Annotated in this window: 19 protein-coding genes and 2 tRNA genes; 7 read left to right on the forward strand and 14 right to left on the reverse strand. The window is 70.4% G+C overall.

Annotated elements, in window-relative coordinates; translation table 11 throughout:
- Window positions 1–7: 7 nt before the first annotated feature.
- The 5 genes from D7W82_RS09025 to D7W82_RS09045 are packed head-to-tail and all read right to left on the reverse strand — an operon-like array spanning window position 8 to window position 4,691.
- Window positions 8–589, reverse strand: coding sequence for a chemotaxis protein CheW (locus D7W82_RS09025; RefSeq protein ID WP_014398149.1), 582 nt, complete (start codon window positions 587–589; stop codon window positions 8–10).
- Between the two features lie 9 nt (window positions 590–598).
- Window positions 599–1,012, reverse strand: coding sequence for a two-component system response regulator (locus tag D7W82_RS09030; RefSeq protein WP_014398150.1), 414 nt, complete (start codon window positions 1,010–1,012; stop codon window positions 599–601).
- Complete coding sequence (locus D7W82_RS09035) at window positions 1,009–2,616, reverse strand: methyl-accepting chemotaxis protein (protein ID WP_120617945.1); 1,608 nt, start codon at window positions 2,614–2,616, stop codon at window positions 1,009–1,011. The genes D7W82_RS09030 and D7W82_RS09035 overlap by 4 nt, the downstream gene beginning before the upstream one ends.
- Before the next feature lie 39 nt (window positions 2,617–2,655).
- On the reverse strand, window positions 2,656–4,131 hold the full coding sequence (locus D7W82_RS09040) for a protein-glutamate O-methyltransferase CheR (protein WP_120617946.1): 1,476 nt from the start codon (window positions 4,129–4,131) through the stop codon (window positions 2,656–2,658).
- On the reverse strand, window positions 4,128–4,691 hold the full coding sequence (locus D7W82_RS09045; protein ID WP_120617947.1) for a chemotaxis protein CheW: 564 nt from the start codon (window positions 4,689–4,691) through the stop codon (window positions 4,128–4,130). Before D7W82_RS09045 ends, D7W82_RS09040 begins: the two co-directional genes overlap by 4 nt.
- A gap of 248 nt (window positions 4,692–4,939) precedes the next feature.
- Between D7W82_RS09045 and D7W82_RS09050 the strand changes: the two genes are divergently transcribed.
- Window positions 4,940–7,003: a TonB family protein gene (locus tag D7W82_RS09050; RefSeq protein ID WP_120617948.1), complete on the forward strand. Its 2,064-nt coding sequence runs from the start codon at window positions 4,940–4,942 to the stop codon at window positions 7,001–7,003.
- A gap of 37 nt (window positions 7,004–7,040) precedes the next feature.
- Here the strand turns inward: D7W82_RS09050 and D7W82_RS09055 are convergent, their stop codons facing one another.
- The 4 genes from D7W82_RS09055 to D7W82_RS09070 are packed head-to-tail and all read right to left on the reverse strand — an operon-like array spanning window position 7,041 to window position 10,212.
- Window positions 7,041–7,760 carry an HAD family phosphatase gene (locus tag D7W82_RS09055; protein ID WP_120617949.1) on the reverse strand — a complete coding sequence of 240 codons (720 nt, stop codon included), beginning with the start codon at window positions 7,758–7,760 and terminating at the stop codon, window positions 7,041–7,043.
- 9 nt (window positions 7,761–7,769) lie between these two features.
- A complete protein-coding gene (locus D7W82_RS09060) occupies window positions 7,770–8,735 on the reverse strand; it encodes a myxosortase-dependent metalloprotease, MXAN_2677/MXAN_2678 family (RefSeq protein WP_120617950.1) in 966 nt (321 codons plus the stop codon).
- On the reverse strand, window positions 8,732–9,631 hold the full coding sequence (locus D7W82_RS09065) for a myxosortase-dependent metalloprotease, MXAN_2677/MXAN_2678 family (RefSeq protein ID WP_120617951.1): 900 nt from the start codon (window positions 9,629–9,631) through the stop codon (window positions 8,732–8,734). The genes D7W82_RS09060 and D7W82_RS09065 overlap by 4 nt, the downstream gene beginning before the upstream one ends.
- Window positions 9,631–10,212 (reverse strand): hypothetical protein, encoded by a 582-nt coding sequence (locus tag D7W82_RS09070; protein ID WP_120617952.1) that lies wholly within the window; start codon window positions 10,210–10,212, stop codon window positions 9,631–9,633. Before D7W82_RS09070 ends, D7W82_RS09065 begins: the two co-directional genes overlap by 1 nt.
- A gap of 88 nt (window positions 10,213–10,300) precedes the next feature.
- Between D7W82_RS09070 and gltX the strand changes: the two genes are divergently transcribed.
- From gltX to D7W82_RS09090, 4 genes are all read left to right on the forward strand, one after another.
- Entirely contained in the window at window positions 10,301–11,752 is a 1,452-nt protein-coding gene (gltX, locus tag D7W82_RS09075; RefSeq protein WP_120617953.1) for a glutamate--tRNA ligase, read from the forward strand.
- A gap of 46 nt (window positions 11,753–11,798) precedes the next feature.
- Complete coding sequence (locus tag D7W82_RS09080; RefSeq protein WP_014398160.1) at window positions 11,799–12,209, forward strand: hypothetical protein; 411 nt, start codon at window positions 11,799–11,801, stop codon at window positions 12,207–12,209.
- A gap of 68 nt (window positions 12,210–12,277) precedes the next feature.
- Window positions 12,278–12,348: transfer RNA gene (locus D7W82_RS09085), tRNA-Gln, on the forward strand.
- 80 nt (window positions 12,349–12,428) lie between these two features.
- Window positions 12,429–12,500, forward strand: a tRNA-Glu gene (locus D7W82_RS09090).
- A gap of 133 nt (window positions 12,501–12,633) precedes the next feature.
- On the opposite strand, the gene D7W82_RS09095 is transcribed toward D7W82_RS09090, so the two are convergent.
- The gene (locus D7W82_RS09095) at window positions 12,634–13,602 is read right to left on the reverse strand and encodes a response regulator (protein ID WP_171423492.1); all 969 of its coding nucleotides are present in this window, start codon (window positions 13,600–13,602) and stop codon (window positions 12,634–12,636) included.
- Between the two features lie 72 nt (window positions 13,603–13,674).
- Between D7W82_RS09095 and D7W82_RS09100 the strand changes: the two genes are divergently transcribed.
- Window positions 13,675–14,244: a hypothetical protein gene (locus D7W82_RS09100; protein WP_233587391.1), complete on the forward strand. Its 570-nt coding sequence runs from the start codon at window positions 13,675–13,677 to the stop codon at window positions 14,242–14,244.
- Here D7W82_RS09100 and D7W82_RS09105 read toward each other — a convergent pair.
- Both D7W82_RS09105 and D7W82_RS09110 read right to left on the reverse strand, forming a co-directional pair.
- A complete protein-coding gene (locus D7W82_RS09105; protein ID WP_120617956.1) occupies window positions 14,222–15,379 on the reverse strand; it encodes a sensor histidine kinase in 1,158 nt (385 codons plus the stop codon). The genes D7W82_RS09100 and D7W82_RS09105 overlap by 23 nt on opposite strands.
- 135 nt (window positions 15,380–15,514) lie before the next feature.
- Window positions 15,515–15,775: a DUF2795 domain-containing protein gene (locus tag D7W82_RS09110; protein ID WP_233587392.1), complete on the reverse strand. Its 261-nt coding sequence runs from the start codon at window positions 15,773–15,775 to the stop codon at window positions 15,515–15,517.
- A gap of 195 nt (window positions 15,776–15,970) precedes the next feature.
- On the opposite strand from D7W82_RS09110, the gene D7W82_RS09115 reads away from it, so the two are divergent.
- Window positions 15,971–16,177, forward strand: coding sequence for a hypothetical protein (locus tag D7W82_RS09115; RefSeq protein ID WP_120617958.1), 207 nt, complete (start codon window positions 15,971–15,973; stop codon window positions 16,175–16,177).
- A gap of 64 nt (window positions 16,178–16,241) precedes the next feature.
- Here the strand turns inward: D7W82_RS09115 and D7W82_RS09120 are convergent, their stop codons facing one another.
- Complete coding sequence (locus tag D7W82_RS09120; RefSeq protein WP_120617959.1) at window positions 16,242–17,882, reverse strand: pyruvate dehydrogenase complex dihydrolipoamide acetyltransferase; 1,641 nt, start codon at window positions 17,880–17,882, stop codon at window positions 16,242–16,244.
- Between the two features lie 6 nt (window positions 17,883–17,888).
- Window positions 17,889–18,875, reverse strand: coding sequence for a pyruvate dehydrogenase complex E1 component subunit beta (locus tag D7W82_RS09125; protein ID WP_014398167.1), 987 nt, complete (start codon window positions 18,873–18,875; stop codon window positions 17,889–17,891).
- Between the last annotated feature and the right edge of the window lie 27 nt (window positions 18,876–18,902).

Genomic DNA, 18,902 nt, shown 5'->3' on the forward strand with positions numbered 1-18,902 from the left:
GTCCCCTCTAGCCGCGCCGTGCGGCCGCCGGGTTGCCCAGCTGTGTGAGGTCCAGCACCGTGAGCCGGTCCGGAGTCAGGAACAGGAACGGCCCCGGCGGCGGCTGGGACAGCTCCGCGCGCGGCAACTCCAGCCGTCCGTCCACGACCTCCGCCGCCAGCCCGAACGCCTCGTCCTCCACTTCCACCACCACGACCTTGCTCAGGTCGGACATGCCCCCGCCCTCCAGCCCCAGCAGCTGCCGCAAGTCCAGCACCGGCACGATGCGCGAGCGCGACAGGAGCGCCCCCAGCACGTGGCGCGGCGCCCCCGGAAGCGAGCACATCCCGCGCGACTCCAGCACGTGGTCCACGTAGTCGATCTTCACCGCGTAGCGCTCGCCGCCCACCTGGAAGGCGAGCACCGTGACGACCTCCTGGCGCGTCTCGTGGCGCGAGTTGGCCAGCGCCACCGCGCGCTGATGCAGCACCTCGCGCCGCCTGTGGGCGCTCACCACGGTGGCGCCTTCAAGCAGCATCTGGGCCGCGTCGAGCGAGGCCTTCAGCTCGTCGAAGTCGATGGGCTGCAGCTTGCGGTCGTCGGTTGACATGGATGCCCGTTAGTACTTCGTGGCCGGCAGCTTGAGGATGTCCCGCACCTTGGAGCGCAGGTCGTCCACGGACACCGGCTTGTTGAGGAACGCGCTCGCGCCGACCAGTTTCCCCTTCTGGCGGCTCGCGTCGTCCTTCAGCGACGTGAGCAGCATGAAGGGCGTGTCGTGCAGCTTCGGGTCGCCCCGGATGGCCGCGCACAGCGCGAAGCCGTCCATCTCCGGCATCTGCACGTCGGAGATGATGAGGTCGGGCTTCTGCTCGCGCGCCCGCTTCAGTCCCACCGCGCCGTTGGGCGCGTCCAGGAAGTCCAGCCCCCACCCCATCAGGTAGACCTGCAGGAGGTTGGTGATGGTCTTCGTGTCCTCCACGATGAGCACCTTCGCCGCCTTGCGTGCCCCACCCGTCACGTTGCTGTTCATAGCTGGTACCTGCCTACAAGTTCAGAGAAGCGCTTCGACAAGATGGAGAGGTTGCCGGCCACCTGCTCGATGCGCCGGGTGCCCTCCACTGAATCACTCATGGCGGACGTCAGTTCGCCCATCGCCGTGGCGATCTGCTCCACGCCAATGGTCTGCTGCCGCGTGTTGCCCGCGATCTGTCGCGCCGCCCCGGACGACTCGCGGATGACCTCCGACAGGCCCAGGATGGTGGAGCCCGCGCCGCGCGCAAGCTCCATCGCCGCCTGGGCGCGCCGGCTCCCCTCGTCCGTCGTCGTGACGGCCACGCGGGTGCCCTTCTGCACCTCACCCAGGAGGACGCGCACCTGCTCGGCCGCCATGCGGGACTGCTCCGCCAGCGTGCGCATCTCCGTGGCGACCACCGCGAAGCCGCGCCCGTGCTCGCCCGCCTTCGCCGCCTCGATGGAGGCGTTGAGGGCCAGCAGGTTGGACTGCTCCGCCACGTCCTTCACCTGCCCGATGATGTCGCTGATCTGCAGCGTGCGCTCGTTCAGGTCGGTGATGGACAGGGCAATGGCCTTCACCTGTTCGCCCAGCTTCTCCATGCCCTCCACGCTCTCCGTGACGACCTTCTGTCCCTGGGCGCTGAGCGACTCCGACTTCTGCGTCTGAGCGATGACCGCGTCCGCGTAGGACGTGGCCTGCTTGGAGGTCTGGGCGATCTCCGCCACCGTGGTGCTCGTCTCGTTGATGGCGGACGCCTGCTGGTGCGCCATCGCGGACTGCTGCGTGGACGTGGCCAGCACGCCCGCGGCCTCGTGCTCCAGGTCCGTGGCCGCGCCGCGCAGGTCGTGCAGCAGGTGCACCAGCGCGTCCGCCATGGTGGCGAAGCTGCGCGCCAGTTCGCCAATCTCGTCCGTGCCGGTGGTGTCGATCTGCTGGCGCAGGTCCCCCGCCGCGATGCCCACCGCCGCGCGGGCCAGCCGCTCCAGGGGCACGATGAAGAGGCTGGCCATGCCGGCCGCCGCCATCAGGCCCAGCACCAGCACCAGCAGGCCCAGGCCCGCGGTGCGCCAGGTGCTGGAGGACAGCGAGTCCGCCAGCGCCTCGCGGTCCAGCGCCAGCTGCACGGTGCCCACGCGCTTGAGCGTGCCGCCCGGCGGGCCGAAGAGGATGGGCGCCGTCGTCTCCACCACGGGCAGCGTGCCCACCGTCAACAGGCGGTCCACCACCCCGTCTCCGTCCGCGGGCTCCACGGCGGCGGCGGTGGCGAAGTGCTCACCCGCGGAGCGCGCCAGCACCTTGCCGCTCGCGTCGCGGATCACGATGTACGCGAGGTCCGCCACGCTCTTGAGGGCGGCGTCGGTGCCCGCCTGGAGCATCGCCGCGTCATTCGCCGCCGCGGACGGGGACACGGCGAACGCCATGCCGATGCCCACCGCGCGCGCGCGCTTGGTGAGCTCATCCAGCAGGCTGTCGCTCATCTGCATCCAGAACGCGACGGTCAGGATGCCGACCAGCACGATGCCGAAGATGCCCGTGCCCCCGAGGATCTTCGTCCGCAGGCTGAGCCTGGTCGAATCCGCCCCTTGAGGCGACGCCACCTTCAAACCTTTCGCTTCCACGTTGTCCCCACCTCACGTGTACCGGCGCGTTCCATGATGTCAGCGCGCGCCCTGCCAGCCCATCTGCGAAGGACGGGGGGCCAGCGCCTGCCGCAAGCCTCCCGCCGTCATCGTCGTCTCCACGCCTCGCAGCGGGTGCTCGTCATCCAATCCGTCCAGGGCGCGCAGCGCGTTCTGCCGCGCGCGCTCCGCGTCCTCGCGCCGGTCCAACCGGCTGTAGAGCGCCACCAGCGTCGCATGTCCCAGCGCCAGCTGCGGCTCCAGGTACAACGCCTTGCGCACCGCTTCCACCGCCGCGTCCAGGTCGTTGCGCGATTCGGCCACCATCGCCAGGAGCAGGTACGCCTCCGGAGACAGCGCCCGCGCCGCCTCGCGCGCCAGCGCCTCCGCCTCCTCGAAGTGGCCCGCGTGCGCCGCCTCCAGCGCCCGCGTCAGCAGGCCCGCGTCCTTGGCCGCCCGAGCCGCGGGCGTGGCCGCCTGGGCCCTCGGGGCGTCCGTCGCCGGAGCCGAAGTGGGAGCCAGGATGGACGGCCGTGCCACGTAGGCCGGCATGGGCGCGGGCGTGGGGCGGCGGGGCGAAAGCCGCAGGCTGCCCGGCACCGGCGTCTGCCGGCCGAGCGCGGCGGCGGTGAAGGCCGCGGTCGCGTCGCGACGCGGAGGGGCCACGGTCGCGGACTCGCCCCCGCTCCACGGCTGCTCCAGGGGCACGCGCAGGACGGGGGTGCCGTCCACGTCCAGCGTCTCCAGCCCCATCTCGTTGGTGAGCGGCACCTCCGCGGGCGACACGAAGAGCAGCCCCCCCGGCGCGAGCGCGCTCAGCAGCCGGCTCAGCACCGCGCGCACCAGCTCCGGCGTGAAGTAGATGAGGACGTTGCGGCAGAAGATGGCGTGGAAGCCCAGGGACGGCACCGCGTCCGTGGCCAGGTTGTGGCGGCGGAAGTCCACCGTGCGCACGACCTCCGGGGAGACGCTGTGCTGCGTGTCGTTTCCCGACGCGCCCGGGTGCGGCACCAGGAAGCGCTTCTCCAGGTCCGGCTCGATGCGCCGCAGCGACCACGGGCTGTACATGCCGGCCTTCGCGCGCTGCAGGGCCCGGCCGGACACGTCCGTCGCCAGCACGCGGAAGCGCCCGCCGTTGCCCAGCCCCGCGGACATCAGCGCCATGGCGATGCTGTAGGGCTCCTCGCCGCTCGCGCAGCCCGCGCTCCAGACATGGAACGGGCCGCCCTGGTGCGCCTTCGCCCGCGAGGCCAGCGCGCGCAGGTGCTCCGGGTGGCGGAAGAAGTAGGTCTCGCCGATGACGGCGTGCTCGATGAACGCCTCCACCGCCGTCGGCTCGCGGATGAGCAGCTGACGCAGGAAGGCCGCCTCGGACAGCTGGCGCGTCAGCGCCGCGCGGGCCAGCGCGGGCTCCAGCGAGCGACGCAGGCTGCTCGCGAGCGTCAGGCCGCAGGCGCCCTGGAGCACCTCCTCGACCTTCGCGAGCGTGGCGTCGTCGAGAAGCCCGTCGCTCACAGGCCCTCCGTGCCGTTCAGCAGCGCGCTCGTGCGCAGCAGCGGGCGCAGGCCTTCCGGCGTGCGGCACAGCCCGGCCATCAGCCCGGTGCCGTCCCAGGGCAGCTTCTCCTCGCCGCTCTGCGAGCCGTCCACCAGCACCGGCGTCTCCACCAGGTCCTTCACCCGGTCCACCAGCAGCGCCACCATGCGGCCCGCGTCCACCACCACCAGCAGCGAGTCCAGATCCGGCGTGCGCTTGACGCCCATCAGGCGCGCCACGTCCACGACCACCGCCGGGCTGCCGCGGTAGACGAACGAACCGGACACGTGCACCGGCGCGCCGGGCAGCGGATCCAGCGCCACCAGCCGCACCACCTCCTGCACCTGCCTGGCGGGCACGAGCGCGGTCGTGTCGCCTGCCTCCACGGTCAGGTAGAGGCCTGGCAGGCGGACTTCGCCCTGCAAGGTGACGAGTTCCTGGCGCAACTGGTTCTGCTCCGCCTCCAGCGCGCTCAGGCGCTGTTGCACGGAGAGCCGGCGCGCCTGCGGAGGGACGGGGACTCTGGGGGTTTCGGCCATCTGAAGAACTCGGCCCACCGGATGGCGGGCAGGAAGAAAAACCGTAATCCGGGAGCGGTGCCCAAAGCAATGCGGGCTTACCCGAAGGTCGCGACTCACATCCCCCCCTGCGACCGGGGTCGCGCTTGCCCCGACGTGGTGGATTCCGGACCCCCTTGGCGTGCGCCGCACCGGCGAGTTGTGCTTGGATACGGAGCTGCTGCTTTTGCCGGAGAAACCATGTTGCACGCAGCTTCTAGGGGACACGAATGATCAAGAGCGATTCCCCGAGCCCTGAGGCCCCGGGAACGGATCCGCTCATCGGCCGGACGTTGAACGGCCGTTTCAGCATTCTGGAACCCCTGGGCGTGGGTGGAATGGGCAAGGTATACCGCGCCCTCCAAGCGCCGCTGGAGCGGGTGGTCGCACTCAAGGTGCTCAACCCCAACTTCCCGAGCAGCCGAGACCCCGGCTTCCAGAAGCGCTTCCTGCGCGAGGCGTCACTGACGTCGAAGCTGCGGCACCCGAACACCGTCACCGTCATCGACTACGGGCAGACGGACGACGGCATCTACTACATCGCGATGGAGTACCTGGAGGGTCGCACGCTCCAGCAGGTGCTGGGCCAGGCGGGCCCGCTGCCCTGGGCGCGCGCGGTGTCGGTGGCGCAGCAGGTGTGCCGCTCGCTGCGCGAGGCGCACGCGCTGGGCGTCGTCCACCGCGACCTGAAGCCCGCGAACATCATGATCCTCAATGAGGCGGATCAGGACCTGGTGAAGGTCCTGGACTTCGGCCTCGTGAAGTCCGTGGCGCCGCAGCAGGAGGGGCCCGTCAGCCCCGAAATCACCCAGAACGGCACGTTCCTGGGCTCGCCGCAGTACATGGCGCCGGAGCAGGCGCGCAACGTGGCGGACGCGCGCAGCGACGTGTACTCGCTGGGCATCATGCTGTTCCAGATGCTGATGGGCCGGCCGCCCTTCATCGCGCGCGACCACATCGAGCTCATCTTCGCCCACTACAAGGAGCCGCCCCCCACCTTCCAGTCCGTGCGCCCGGATCTCGCGGTGCCGCCGGAAATCGAGATGGTGGTGCGCCGCTGTCTGGAGAAGGACCCGGCGCGGCGCTTCCAGACGATGGACGAGTTGCTGGAGGGCCTGCGCGAGGCGCACATGGCCGCGGGCGGCAACAGCGGCGTGTTCCGCCGGCTGGGCGGCGCCTCGACGACGGGCCCCTACCCCTCGCCGCCGACGACGGGCCCCTACGCGTCCCCGCTGTTCGCCAACGTGGGCAACGCGGAGCCCGCGGATGGCGGGCTCGCGGTGGACATCAGCGTGGAGGTGCCCGCGGACGTGCAGCGCGCCCGCCAGCGCACGCTCATGATGGGCGCGCTGGGCGGCGTGATGGTCGCGGGCCTGGTGGGCATCACGCTGTTCTTCCTGCGCGGCGGCAGCCCGGAGGAGAAGCCCGCGCAGCCGGCGGCCCAGGCCACGGCCCCCACCGCGCAGGCCCCGGTGGCGGAAGCCCCCACGGCGGCGCCCGCGGCGGGCAAGGTGCGCTTCCGGCTGATGAGCCAGCCGTCCGGCGCGCGCGTCTATTACAAGGGCAAGGAGAAGGGCGTGACGCCCTTCGTGATGGAGCTGCCCCTGGGCAGCGATGGCAGCATCACCGCGGAGCTGACCTTCGCGCTCGAGGGCTACCAGACGGAGACCATCATCACCGGCGGCTCCGGTGAGGTGGTGCTGTCACAGAAGCTGACCCGGCGCCGGGGCGGCGGTGAGCGCCCGAGCCGCGTGGACCTGGCCACCGCCTCCACCCCCGAGGACTTCGAGAACGTGGCCCCGGTGACGCCGGGCGGACTCGCGGCGCCGGTGATGATGCAGGCCGCGAACCCGGCCACCCCCGCGGCGGTCCCCGCCACGACGACGGACAAGGCGATGGGCGCGGTGGGCGCCTCCGCCGCGGCGCCGGTCAGCGCGGCGGGCAGCCTGGCGGTGCCGTCGCTCACGACTGGCGCGCTCGCGCCCGTCAACCCGAACGCCGTCATCCCCTTCAACGACGCCATGGAGCGGCCGACGCTGATCGAAGAGGGCCGGGACATCGCCTACACGCGCGAGGCGCTCGCCACCAAGGCGGAGGGGCTCGTGGCGGTCCGCTGCACCATCACCAACAAGGGGCGCGTGGAGAACTGCCGCATCCTGAAGATGGTGCAGCACATGGACAAGGCGGTGCTCGACTCGCTCCAGTCGCGCGTCTACAAGCCCATCCAGTACCAGGGCCGCCCGGCGAACGTGGACTACACGTTCACCATGCGGCTCGTCTCCCCGCGCCGCTGAAAAAGCGCGGCGCACCTCCACCGCGGCCCCCTTCTCATCAAGGGCCGGTGGAGGGCACGAGCGGCGGCGACGGAGGGACGGACGGGGTGGCGCCTCCAGGAGGCACACCCCAGTCCACCACCGGCCAGCCCCGCCGCCGGGCCGCGCGGCGCAGCCGGTGGTCCGGGTTCACCACCACCGGGCGCCCCACCACCTCCAGCACCGGCAGGTCCGAGTACGAGTCCGTGTAGAAGGCGCACGCGGACAGCGGCACCCCCGCCTGCTTCGCGGTGGCCTCCGCGTAGAAGCGCTTGCCCTCGCCGAAACACACGGCCCCCAGCGGGCGCCCGGTGTGCAGCCCCGCCGCGTCGACCTCGAAGCGGTTGCACAGCACGCCGTCCAGGCGCAGCTCGCGCGCCACCAGGTCGGACAGGTAGCCCGAGGAGGACGTCAAGAGCACCAGCCGGTCTCCGGCCTCGCGGTGGGCCTCCAGCGCGACCAGGGCTCCGGGCCGGTACTGCCCGCGCACGGCCTCCGCGTAGAAGTCCGCGGAGCGCGCCTCCAGGGCCTTCGCGTCGGAGCCCGTGAGCAGCGCCGTGGCGCGCAGGAGCACGTCCTGCATGGCCACGAAGCCCAGGTGATAACGGGCGAGCAGCATGCTGGCGCGCAGGGCTTCCCAGCGGGAGATGTGGCCCAGCGCCAGCTCGCGGCGCACCCAGAGCGACGCGGAGTTGGCGGCGAGCAGCGTCCTGTCCAGGTCGAAGAAGGCGACGGCCACGGTCAGAGTCTAACCGCGCGGTCCGCCCGTGGCAGCGCCAGGGAGACCGGCCCGGGGGGCCGTTGACCGCCTGCCCCCGCACATCAGCGCCACGCTCCAGAGCAGCACGGCGGCCAGGCCCGGCCCTCCCGCGGAAGCGCCGCAGCCGGTGCCCTTCCCGTCCGCCACGAGCTTCAGGCCCGGGTCCTCCGGAATCCGGCACTGCGTGGGCGGCAGGCCGCGCGGATACGCCGAGCAGAAGCCGGCCGCGGAGCCCGCGTCGATGACACGCTTGGATGTCTCGCCCTGGGAGGCGGTGGCCTCCATGGTCGAGCCCGCGGAGAAGACGTGGTCCAGCCCGACGACGTGGCCAATCTCATGCGTCATCGTGTTCTGCACATCCGTGGCGACGCAGCCGGTGGACGGGGGGCCCGAGCACGGCGGCCCGTTCACGGTGGTGAAGAGGAAGCTGGGGCCATACTCCGTCTCCGCCGCGTTGAGCTCGATGTCCGAGTCCACCACGCGCCCGTCCTTGAAGCTGAACGACGACGTGGTGAGCCCGATGGTCGCGCCCCCGTGCGCCCAGCACTGGTAGATGTTGCCGCACGTCTCCTTCTCCCAGCACTCGTCGTCCGGCGGGGCGACGTCCTGGCAGTTGCGCTCGCGGAAGGTGACGACGTTGTAGTTGTCGAAGGGGTGCTCCTCGTCGTAGCCGACGTCGACGGAGCGCGACCAGTCCTCGCCCCGGATGAAGCGGAAGTCGCTGCACGTCGAGGACAGCGCCCGCCACGCGTCGAAGGCCGCCTCGATGGCGGCGACCTCCGTGTCCCCGGGCGTGCGCGTGCTTCCGGCCGCGTCCAGGTGGTAGACGTAGTCACGCCCCGGCCAGACCAGACACAGCGGCCGGCCCGGCACGAGCGTGCGCTTGAAGTCCTGCTGCGCGCCCGCCGCTCCCGCGCACATCAGCACTCCCAGGAGCAGCAGGCGATGGCTCACCGTCCACCCCGCCGGCGGCGCGCCAGCAGCGAGGCCGCGGCCAGGAGCGGCAGCACCGCCAGTCCGCCGGTCGCCGCGGTGCAGCCGTCGTCACCCTCCCCGTCACCGTCCCCGTCGCCGTTCCCGCCGCCCGGCACCGGGAAGCAGGGCTGGCTCGCGCTGCCCTTGGGGTACGCGGCGCACACGAAGCTGCGCGAACCAGGGTCGATGTCGCGCTTGGACGTCTCGCCCGGAGGGGCGCTGGGGTTCATCGTGGAGCCCGTCGCCAGCGTGTGGTCCAGGCCCACGAAGTGGCCCACCTCATGGGTGGCCGTGTTCTGCACGTCCGTGTCCACGCAGTCCGGCGTGGCCACGATGCCGCACGGGCCGCCGTTGCCGGTGGTGAAGTTGAAGCGCGCGGCGTTGAAGGAGATGTCCGAGTCGTAGACGACGCCCGTGCGCTCGTCGTACGTGGTGAGCGTGATGGCGATGGTGCCGTCGCTGTCATCCCAGCAGTCGTACGTGTTCGCGCACGTGTCCTGGGTGAAGCAGGCGTCCTTGGCGTCCACGACCTCGCGACAGGAGCGGCCCCGGAAGAGGATGAGGTTGATGTTGTCGCCGGAGCGGTTGTAGCCCACCGTCCGGGAGTTCACGCGCGAGCCCTCGGCCAGCGTCAGGTTGCCGCAGCTGGCGAAGATGTCCTGCCAGCTCTGGAACGAGCGGGTGATGGCGTCGAACTCCGTGTGGTTCGTCGCCTTCGGGTTGCCCACGGTGCTCTGCTGCCAGGTGACCTTGGACTGCGTCCAGTACAGGCACTGCGTGGCCTCATCCCCGGGGGACACGCGGCTGCGCACGTACGGCGCGGAGCTCTGCCCCATCACCGCCGCCAGCACCACCCACGACGCGAGCGCGCCCATCACTTCGCCCCCTTCTTCGAGGGCGCCGCCTGCTGCGCCTGGACCGCCGCGCGCACGGAGGCCTTCAGCTCCTCCAGCGTCACCGGCTTCGCGTTGGAGGCTGTCTCCTGGCGCGTCTTCGGATCAATCAGCACCGCGTCCCCGGTGGACGCCGGCACCGCCATCGCGCCCGGGCCGGTGCGCTTCACCTGGTACTTGCCCTGCGCCATGCCGGACAGCTGGAACGCGGCCGCGCCGCGCTTCTCCAGGAAGACGACGACCTCCTCGCCCTCGGAGAAGGACGCCAGGCCACCCACCACCTGGCCAATGTCCCCCACCCGGCCTCCCGGCTGGGTGACGATCACCGTGCCGCCGGGCTGCCCCTTGAGGGCCTCCGTCACTTGAATCTCCACGTCGGTGACGATGCGGCGCTTGTCCCCGCTCCAGCGGCTCTGCACGCGCCGGACGACACCCTGCACCACCGCGTCGGACGTCTGCGCCATCTGCGGCAGGTCCGTCCGCAGCATCGTGGTGGCCCCCACCGGCAGCCCTCCGAGCAGGGTGGCCAGCACCACCGTGCGAACCGCGTGTCGAATCGACATGGATAGTCTCCTTGGCCGCGCAGCCTAACCCCAAGCGGGCGGCTTGCGTTGACCCTCGTGCACCCGTCCTGCTATCGCGCGCCTGCCCATGGCTCCGTCAAAACCCCGCGTCCGCTTCGCTCCGTCACCTACTGGATACCTCCACATCGGAGGCGCCCGTACCGCGCTCTTCAACTACCTCTACGCGAAGCGCTACGGCGGAACCTTCATCCTGCGCATGGAAGATACGGACCAGGAGCGCTCCACGCCCGAGTCCGTCCAGGCCATCCTGGATGGCCTCAACTGGCTGGGCCTGGACTGGGATGAGGGCCCCGGCAAGGAGGACCCGAAGTACGGTCCCTACTTCCAGACCCAGCGCCTGGACACGTACCGCGCGCACGCCGACCAGCTCATCGCGCAGGGCAAGGCCTTCCGGTGCTACTGCACCCGCGAGGAGATCGCCCAGCGCCGCGAGGCCGTGGAGAAGGAGAAGGGCCAGGGCTCCTACAAGTACGAGGGCACCTGCCACGACCTGAAGGCCCCGCCCCCCGGCAAGCAGCTGGGGGACGCCGTCATCCGCTTCCGCATGCCCTCCGGCGAGGGCACCGTGTCGTTCAACGACAAGGTGCTGGGCACCATCACCAAGCCGCACTCGGACCTGGATGACTGGGTGATGATGCGGGCGGACGGCATCCCGCTCTACAACTACGGCTGCGTCATCGACGACCACCTGATGGACATCACCCTGGTGTCGCGCGGCCAGGAGCACATCAACTCCACCTTCCCGCAGCTGATGCTCTACCAGGCGCTGGGGTGGACCCCGCCGGAGTTCGCGCACCTGCCGCTCATCCTGGGGCCGGACCGCGAGAAGCTCTCCAAGCGCAAGCATCCGGAAGCGGACGTGATGCTGCACAAGCGCACGGGCATCATGCCGGAGGCCCTGCTCAACTTCGTCACCCGCCTGGGCTGGAGCCACGGCAACGACGAGGTCATCAGCCGCGAGCAGATGGTGGAGTGGTTCGACTTCGACGGCGTGGGCAGCACCTCCGGCGTGTGGAACCCGGAGAAGCTCCAGTGGCTCAACCAGCAGTGGTTCAAGCTGCTGCCCCCGGCCGTGGTCGCGGAGCGGCTGGTCCCCTTCCTGGAGGCCCGCGGCTTCCAGGCGAAGGGCGATTCTCGCCTGGAGCCGCTGGTGCTCGCGCTGCGCGAGCGCTCGCGCACCCTGGAGGAGATGGCGAACACCGCGTCCATCTACTTCAAGAGCGGCGTCACCCTGGATGAGAAGGCCGCCGCCAAGCACCTGAGCGGGGACTCGCTCCACCTGCTGCGCCAGGCCCGGGAGAAGCTGGCCGCCCTGCCCGCCTGGACGGTGGAGCCGCTGGACGGCGTGGTGAAGACGGTGAGCGAGGCGGCTCAGGTGGGCATGGGCAAGGTGGCCCAGCCCCTGCGCGTGGCCATCACCGGCAACACCACCAGCCCCGGCATCGGGGAGACGCTGCTGCTCGTGGGGCGCGACGAGGCCCTCAAGCGCATCGACGCGGCGCTCGCTCGCGGGACGTGAGATTGACGGTGGACGCGAGCATCGCCGGGCCCTATCTTGGCCGGCGATGACGCGACCGCTTGACAGCCTGAGACCGCATTTCTATAAGGCGCGCCCGCTCGGGGCGGTGCTGCTGGCCCTCTGGGCAACGGCTTCCGGCGCCGAGCTGGTGAACGGCGCACAGATTCCGGATGGTGCCCAGAAGGTGGGCGAGAACAGGTACCGGGCTTCGCGAGACTTCGAAGCGACGCTCGACTACTACAAGAACGTCTACCCGACCTCGAGCTACCCGAGGCGGTCGATCGTCAACCAGCCGGGCGTCAAGGCCGTGCACATCTCCAACCCCTCCGGGAAGAACTTCGAGGGGCTGAATATTTACGAAGCGAACGAAGAGGTTCGCATCTACGTCGTCCCGCTGCAGGGGGCGGCGAAGCCGGCGAAGAAGAACGAAGGCAAGCCGGTCAGGAAAACGAAGTAGTTGAAGTCAGCAGCAGAAGTCGGTAGTAGAAGCGCCCGCAACAACGCAGCCCGCAGCACGCAGCGCCTTGGGGAATCGTCTAACGGCAGGACAGCAGACTCTGACTCTGCTTATCTAGGTTCGAATCCTAGTTCCCCAGCTGAAAATCTCCGGTTGACGAAGCAAAACGGAGAATGTAGGAAGCAGCAGCAGAAACGAAGCGGTTGTAGGGAAGCAGCTGGCCCTGTCGTCTAGTGGTTAGGACGGAGCCCTCTCACGGCTCAAACTCGGGTTCGAATCCCGGCAGGGTCACTCAGAGACGCCCACCTTCGGAAACGAAGGTGGGCGTTTCGCTTTGCGGGCCAAGGCGCTCTGCCCTGCCCTCTCGGATAGAGCTCCGGCGGTGCCGCGCCCAGGCTTCTGGACGCGGCCCGGAGGATTCGGCTCAGTTCGGGGTCGCGATGCTCTGGCGGAAGGCGTCCAGCGCGGCGGTGAGCCGCTGCTGGGCGCGCTGGATGCCCCGGCGCATCAGCAGCATTCGCACCTTCTCCGGCAGGACGCGGACGGCGTTGGACTGGCCGTAGCCCACCAGGTCCATGCGCAGGGTGATGGCCTCCAAGAGGTCGCTCAGGTCTGCGTCCGCGCCGGCCAGGAGCACCACGTCCGGGGAGCGGCCCTGGAGCCGCTCCGCCAGCGTGTGCCACTGGGGGTCGCCGGTCTCCACCACCACCACGTCCGCGCTCTCCAGCTGGGGCGAGTACGGCGGCAGCTCCACCACCTCGAAGGCCGCGTCGCGCAGCACCTTCACGGCCTCGGCGCTGCCCACCACCGCGACGTTGCCGCCGTGGCCCAGGCGCACCGCCTGCTCGTAGTTGCGCAGCTCCGTCTCCAGCGCCTCGTGCGCGGGCTCCGGAGCATCCCGCCCCGCGTCCAGCAGCGCGGCGGCCTGCCGGGCCATCTCCCGGGCGCCGTCGCGCGTGCGCACCCGCTCCGAGCGGCGCTCCAGCGCGGCGCGCACCTTGGCGCGCAGCACGCGCAGGTCATCGAAGGGCTTCACGATGTAGTCGCTGGCACCGGCGGCGAACGCGGCGATGACGGACTCGGAGCTGGCGTAGGCGGTGATCATCACCGCCTCCAGCGCGGGCTGCATCCGCCGCGCTTCCGCGATGAGCTCCACCCCGCCCATGCCGGGCAGGTTCTTGTCCGTCACCAGCACGTCGAAGCGCTGGTCCTTCAAGAGGACGAGCGCCTCCTCCGCGCTGCCCACGGGGGAGGTGATGAGGTCCGCCTCCCGCCCCAACAGGCGCACGCAGATGTCGAGCACCACCGGCTCGTCATCCACCAGCAGCACCTTCGAGGCGAGCGGCCCCCGCCCTTCCCCTTCACCTTCACCGGTCTCGAACGGGAGATCCATGAATTGGGAGGATCGCACAGCTCTCGTCCAACTTCGAGGGTGGGAAACAGGCGCGCCCACTATGCTCTCCCGGTGAGCTTCGAAGACGCGCTGCGGGAGAACCGGGTGCCACCGCGGCTGGGCGACGTGCGGCTCTTCTACGACGGGGGCCGGCTGGTGGGGGAATCCCTACCCCCTGCCTGGACGCTGCGGCTGTTGCCCACGCTCCTCGTGGTCCTGGCCGCCGTGTGCACGGGGGTGGGCTTCCTGCTGCTCGTCCTGGACACGGCCCGGACGCCGGGCGCCGCGACCCTGCTCGTGCTGGCGGGGGGCCTGGTGGGTGGCGCGCTGATGTTGGAGGCGCGGCTGCGGCGGCGGCGCTTCGTGCTGCACTTCAAGACGGAGTCGCTGCGGCTGGAGACGCTCGCGTGGGCCCCGGGCGCGGCGCGCACGGAGGTGCTCCCCTTCGACGACGTGCGCGCGGTGCACATCGTCCAGCCTCCGAGGGGCGGATACGCACTGGTGGTGGAGTACGGCCCGGAAACCGCGCCCCGGCGCGCACTCCTGGTGCGGGACGTGCGGGAACAGGAGAGCGACACCCTCTACCGGGTGTGGCGGCTCTTGCACAACGCCTTCGGGCTCAAGGGAGCGGGGCTCGCTTGAAGGTGAGCTCGATTTCGGTGCCCTCGCCCGGCGTGGACGCCAGGCGCAGCTGACCGCCGAACTGCATCACCAGCTCGCGGCAGATGGACAGGCCCAGCCCCGTGCCGATGCCCACGGGCTTCGTGGTGAACAGCGGCTGGAACACCTTCTCCTGGAGCGCCACGGGGATGCCGCAGCCGTTGTCCGACACGGTCAGCACCACGTCCTCGTCGCGCGCCGCCCACCGCACGTCGATGCGGCCCGGACGGCCCGTGCCCTCCATGGCCTGCGCCGCGTTGACGATGAGGTTGAGCAGCACCTGGCACAGCTTCACCGGGCCGAAGACGATGCGGATGGGCTCGCCGTTGCTGGTGAGCCGCGCCCGGTCGCGCACCTCCGCTCGCGCCAGCTTCACCGCGAAGGAGACGACCTCCGCCACCTCCGCGGTGGCCTCCATGTCCTCGCCGCGCGCCTGAGCGCGCAGGCCCAGCGCCACCCCGCGCAGGTGGGTGGCGCCCTCGGACAGGTCCTTGATGAGCGAAGGCAGGTCCTCGATGGTGGAGGACACCTCCGCGTCCGGATCCGTGGCCAGGTGCCGCGACACGTACTGCACCACCCGCTCCATGTCGCGCTGGAGCGACGACACGTTCTGCGTGAGGTAGCCCACCGGGCCCATCAGCTCGTGCGCGATGCCCGCCGTCACCTGCCCCAGCGTGGCCAGACGCTCGGACTTCATCATCCGGCCTTCCACTTCGCGGATGCGCAGCTCCAGCCGGGCAATCTTGAGCGCGTCCTCCAGCGCCGCCAGCAGCTCCGCGCGGTCCCACGGCTTGACGAAGTAGCGCGTCACCTGGCCGCGGTTCACCGCGTCGATGACGGCCTGCATGTCCGCGTACGCCGTCACCAGCATGCGCCGGGCGTCCGGCGCGATGGTGCGGGCGCGCTCCAACAGCTCCACGCCCGTCATCCCCGGCATGCGCTGGTCGGACAGCACCACGCCAATCTCCGAGCGCCGCTGCTCCAAGAGCGCCAGGGCCTCGTTGGGGGACGAGCACCGGAAGATGCGAAACCGCTGCCCGAAGTTGGCGTCGAACACCCTCAGGTTGAGGGCGTCGTCGTCCACGTACAGCACGGCGGGCAGGTCCGAGGCGTTCATGGAGCTCCTCCAGACCATGGCTTCCTCATCCGGAAGACAGGCTGGTCGCGCCGAGGATAACGCGCACGTCCGTCAGCGCGCCTGGGGGTACCTTGTACCCAGGCCGAAAGCGAACGTCACGTACAGCACACGGCCTCAGGTGGAGGCGTCCCCGAGCGCGAGAGCCACCGTGTCCACCGACGGGAAACGGCCCCGCGGCAGCGTGCCCAACAGCGACACCACGTGGGAGGGCGCTTCGTTCTCGCGCGCGACCCAGACCAACTGCTCCGCGGTGAGCGGATACACCGCGCCGCGCAGCGCCTGCTGCAGCGAGTGCGCCAGGGACACCGCCGGAGTCAGGGGAACCGGTGACGGCTCCACCTCCCGCAGTCCAAGTCCCAGGCGCTCGCGAGTCATGTCGTCGTTCATTGAGTGAGAAGTTAAGCAGCGAACCGCGCCGCCTGCCGACCTTTTTTCGCCGTCCGAAGGGAGTCAGGCAGGCAGGCGCTCTGCCCCTCCATCCCACCGGGTGGCCACGCCAGCGTGGGCATCCCACCGTACCGCCACGGAAGTCCTACCCACGCCCCCGACTTCGGGGAGGAGTAACGCACCATGGCGAACAAGAAGAACGAGGACGTGAAGCCGGTGAAGCACGTGGAAGCGACGCGTCCGGAGCCGTGGCCCGGCATCCAGGGCCGCAGCCAGGAGCACGAGGAGGAGCTGGAGACGGGCACGCGCCGCGCGGAACAGGCGGACGTCACGGAGGCCCAGCGCAAGCTGGAGAAGGACGTCGAGTCGGACGAGCCGACGCGGGAGTAGTCCAGGCCAGGCCCCGCCCCCGTGCGTGTCACACGGGGGCGGAAGCCGGCGGACCGCTCGACCGCTAGAACAGCAGCCGCGAGGGGTGCTCCAGGAGCCCCTTCAGCTCGCGGAGGTACTCCGCGCCGGTGGCCCCGTCGATGACGCGGTGGTCACCCGACAGCGTCACCGTCATCATCTTGCGCACCGCCAGCTGGCCGTCACGCACCACGGCCTTCTCCGCCACCGCGCCCACCGCGATGATGGCGGACTGGGGCGGGTTGATGACGGCGATGAACTGGTCGATGCCGTACATGCCCAGGTTGCTCACCGTGAGCGAGCCGCCGTTGTACTCGGCCGGCTTCAGGGCGCGCTTGCGGGCGCGCTCCGCCATGTCGCGGGACTCGGCGGAGATGGCCTGCAGGCCCTTGAGGTCCGCGTCGCGGATGATGGGGGTGATGAGCCCATCCTCGATGGCGACGGCGATGCCCACGTCCACGGTGCCGTAGTGCAGCACCTGGTCGCCCTGGAGCGACACGTTCATCTTCGGTGAGCGGCGCAGCGCGATGGCCGCCGCCTTCACGATGATGTCGTTGACGGACACCTTGAGGTCCAGCGCCTTGGCCTCCTCGCGGATCTTCACCGCGGCGTCCATCTCCACCTCCACCGTGAGGTAGAAGTGCGGCACGCCGGGCTTCACTTCCGACATGCGCTGGCCAATGACCTTGCGCATGGAGGACATGGGCACCGCCTGCGGCTCCGGACGCGTGCCGAAGGCGCGAACCTCCGGCGGGGCCCCGGCCTTCTTCGCCGCCGGCGCCTGCGCGGGAGCCTTCGCCAGGCCCTGGCCCAGCGCCTGCTCCACGTCGCGCTTCACCACGCGGCCCAGCGGGCCCGTGCCGCGCACCTGGCTGATGTCCAGCCCGCGCTCCTGGGCCATGCGCTTCGCCAGCGGGCTGGCGCGCAGCCGGCCGCCAGCGCCGGAGGCCGGAGCCTGGGGCTCGCGGCGCAGCGGAACGACCTGTCCCCCGGCGGGCGCGGACGGAGCCGCGGCGCCAGCGGCCTTGGGAGCCGCCGGAGCCTGGGGCGCGGCCGCCGGAGCGGAGGCCCCGGCCTTGGCGCCCTTGGGCGTGAGGAACGCGATGGGCGCTCCGACCTTGGCCATGTCGCCCGCCTGCACGGTGATGCGCGCGAGCGTGCCGTCGTCGTACGCCTCCACCTCGAGGTTGGACTTGTCCGTCTCCACCTCGGCGATGGCGTCCCCGGAGGAGACCTTGTCCCCCTCCTTCTTCAGCCACTTGACGATCTTCCCCTCCGTCATCGTCGGGGAGAGGGAGGGCATCAGGATGGCAATCCCCTCGCCCGCGCCGCTGGCGGCGGGAGCCGGGGCCTGCTCGGGAGGCTTCGGGGCAGCAGGAGCGGCGGCCTTGGGGGCCTCCGCCTTCTGGGGCACCGGAGCCGAAGGCGCACCACCGGTGGCCTTCTCACCCTTGGCGCCGAGGAAGCCGATGGGCGAACCCACCGTGGCGACCTCGCCCTCGGGCACGGCGATTTCAATGAGGTAGCCGTCGTCGAAGGCTTCCACCTCGAGGTTGGACTTGTCCGTCTCAACCTCGGCGATGGCGTCTCCGGAGGAGATCTTGTCTCCCACCTTCTTCAGCCATTTGACGATCTTCCCCTCCTTCATCGTCGGGGAGAGGCTGGGCATCTGGATGGGCGTCGCCATACGCGTTCAGGCTCCCTCGCGGTACAGGACCTTCTTGATGGCGGCGATGATCTTGGGCGCGTCCGGTTGGGTCGCGTTCTCCAGGTTCGCCGCATAGGACATGTTCACATCCAACCCGGTGACGCGCACGACCGGCGCGTCCAGGTCGTCGAACGCCTGGGACTGGATGAGGTCCACCACGGACGCGCCGACACCGGCCAGCGCCCAGCCCTCCTCGCAGATGACCGCGCGGTTCGTCTTGCGCACGCTCGCGAGGATGGCCTCCTCGTCCAGGGGCCGCAGGGTGCGAAGGTCCAGCACCTCCACGCTGATGCCTTCCTTCGCCAGGGCCTCCGCGGCCTCCATGCAGAAGTAGTACATCCGGCTCCAGGTGATCAGCGTGACGTCCGTGCCCTCACGCTTCACGTCCGCCTTGCCCAGCGGGACGATGTGCTCGCCCTCCGGGACCTCGCCCTTGATGGCGTAGAGGCGCTCGCCCTCGAACATGACCACCGGGTTCTCGTCCCGGATGGCGCTCTTGAGCATGCCCTTGGCGTCCGCCGGGGTCGCCGGGGCGATCACCTTCAGGCCGGGGAAGTGCGCGTAGTTGGCCTCCAGCGCCTGGCTGTGCTGGCTGGAGAGCCGGCCGCCCGCGCCGCCCGGGCCGCGGAACACGATGGGGCAGCGCAGCTGGCCGCCGCTCATGTGGCGCAGCTTGGCCGCGTTGTTGACGATCTGGTCCATCGCCAGGATGGCGAAGTTCCAGGTCATCATCTCCACCACCGGACGCAGGCCCACCGCCGCCGCGCCCACGGAGAGACCCGTGAAGCCCAGCTCGCTGATGGGCGCGTCGATGATGCGCGCGCTCCCGAACTTGTCCAGCAGGCCCTGCGACACCTTGAACGCGCCGTTGTAGCGGCCCACTTCCTCGCCAATGAGGAACACATTGGCGTCGCGCTCCATCTCTTCGGCGAGCGCCTGGTTCAACGCTTCGCGATACATCAACTCGGGCATCGTCGGCTCCGAACTCGAATCTCGAAA

The organism is Corallococcus sp. CA049B, assembly GCF_003611685.1.
In the GTDB taxonomy this organism is placed as follows: domain Bacteria; phylum Myxococcota; class Myxococcia; order Myxococcales; family Myxococcaceae; genus Corallococcus; species Corallococcus coralloides.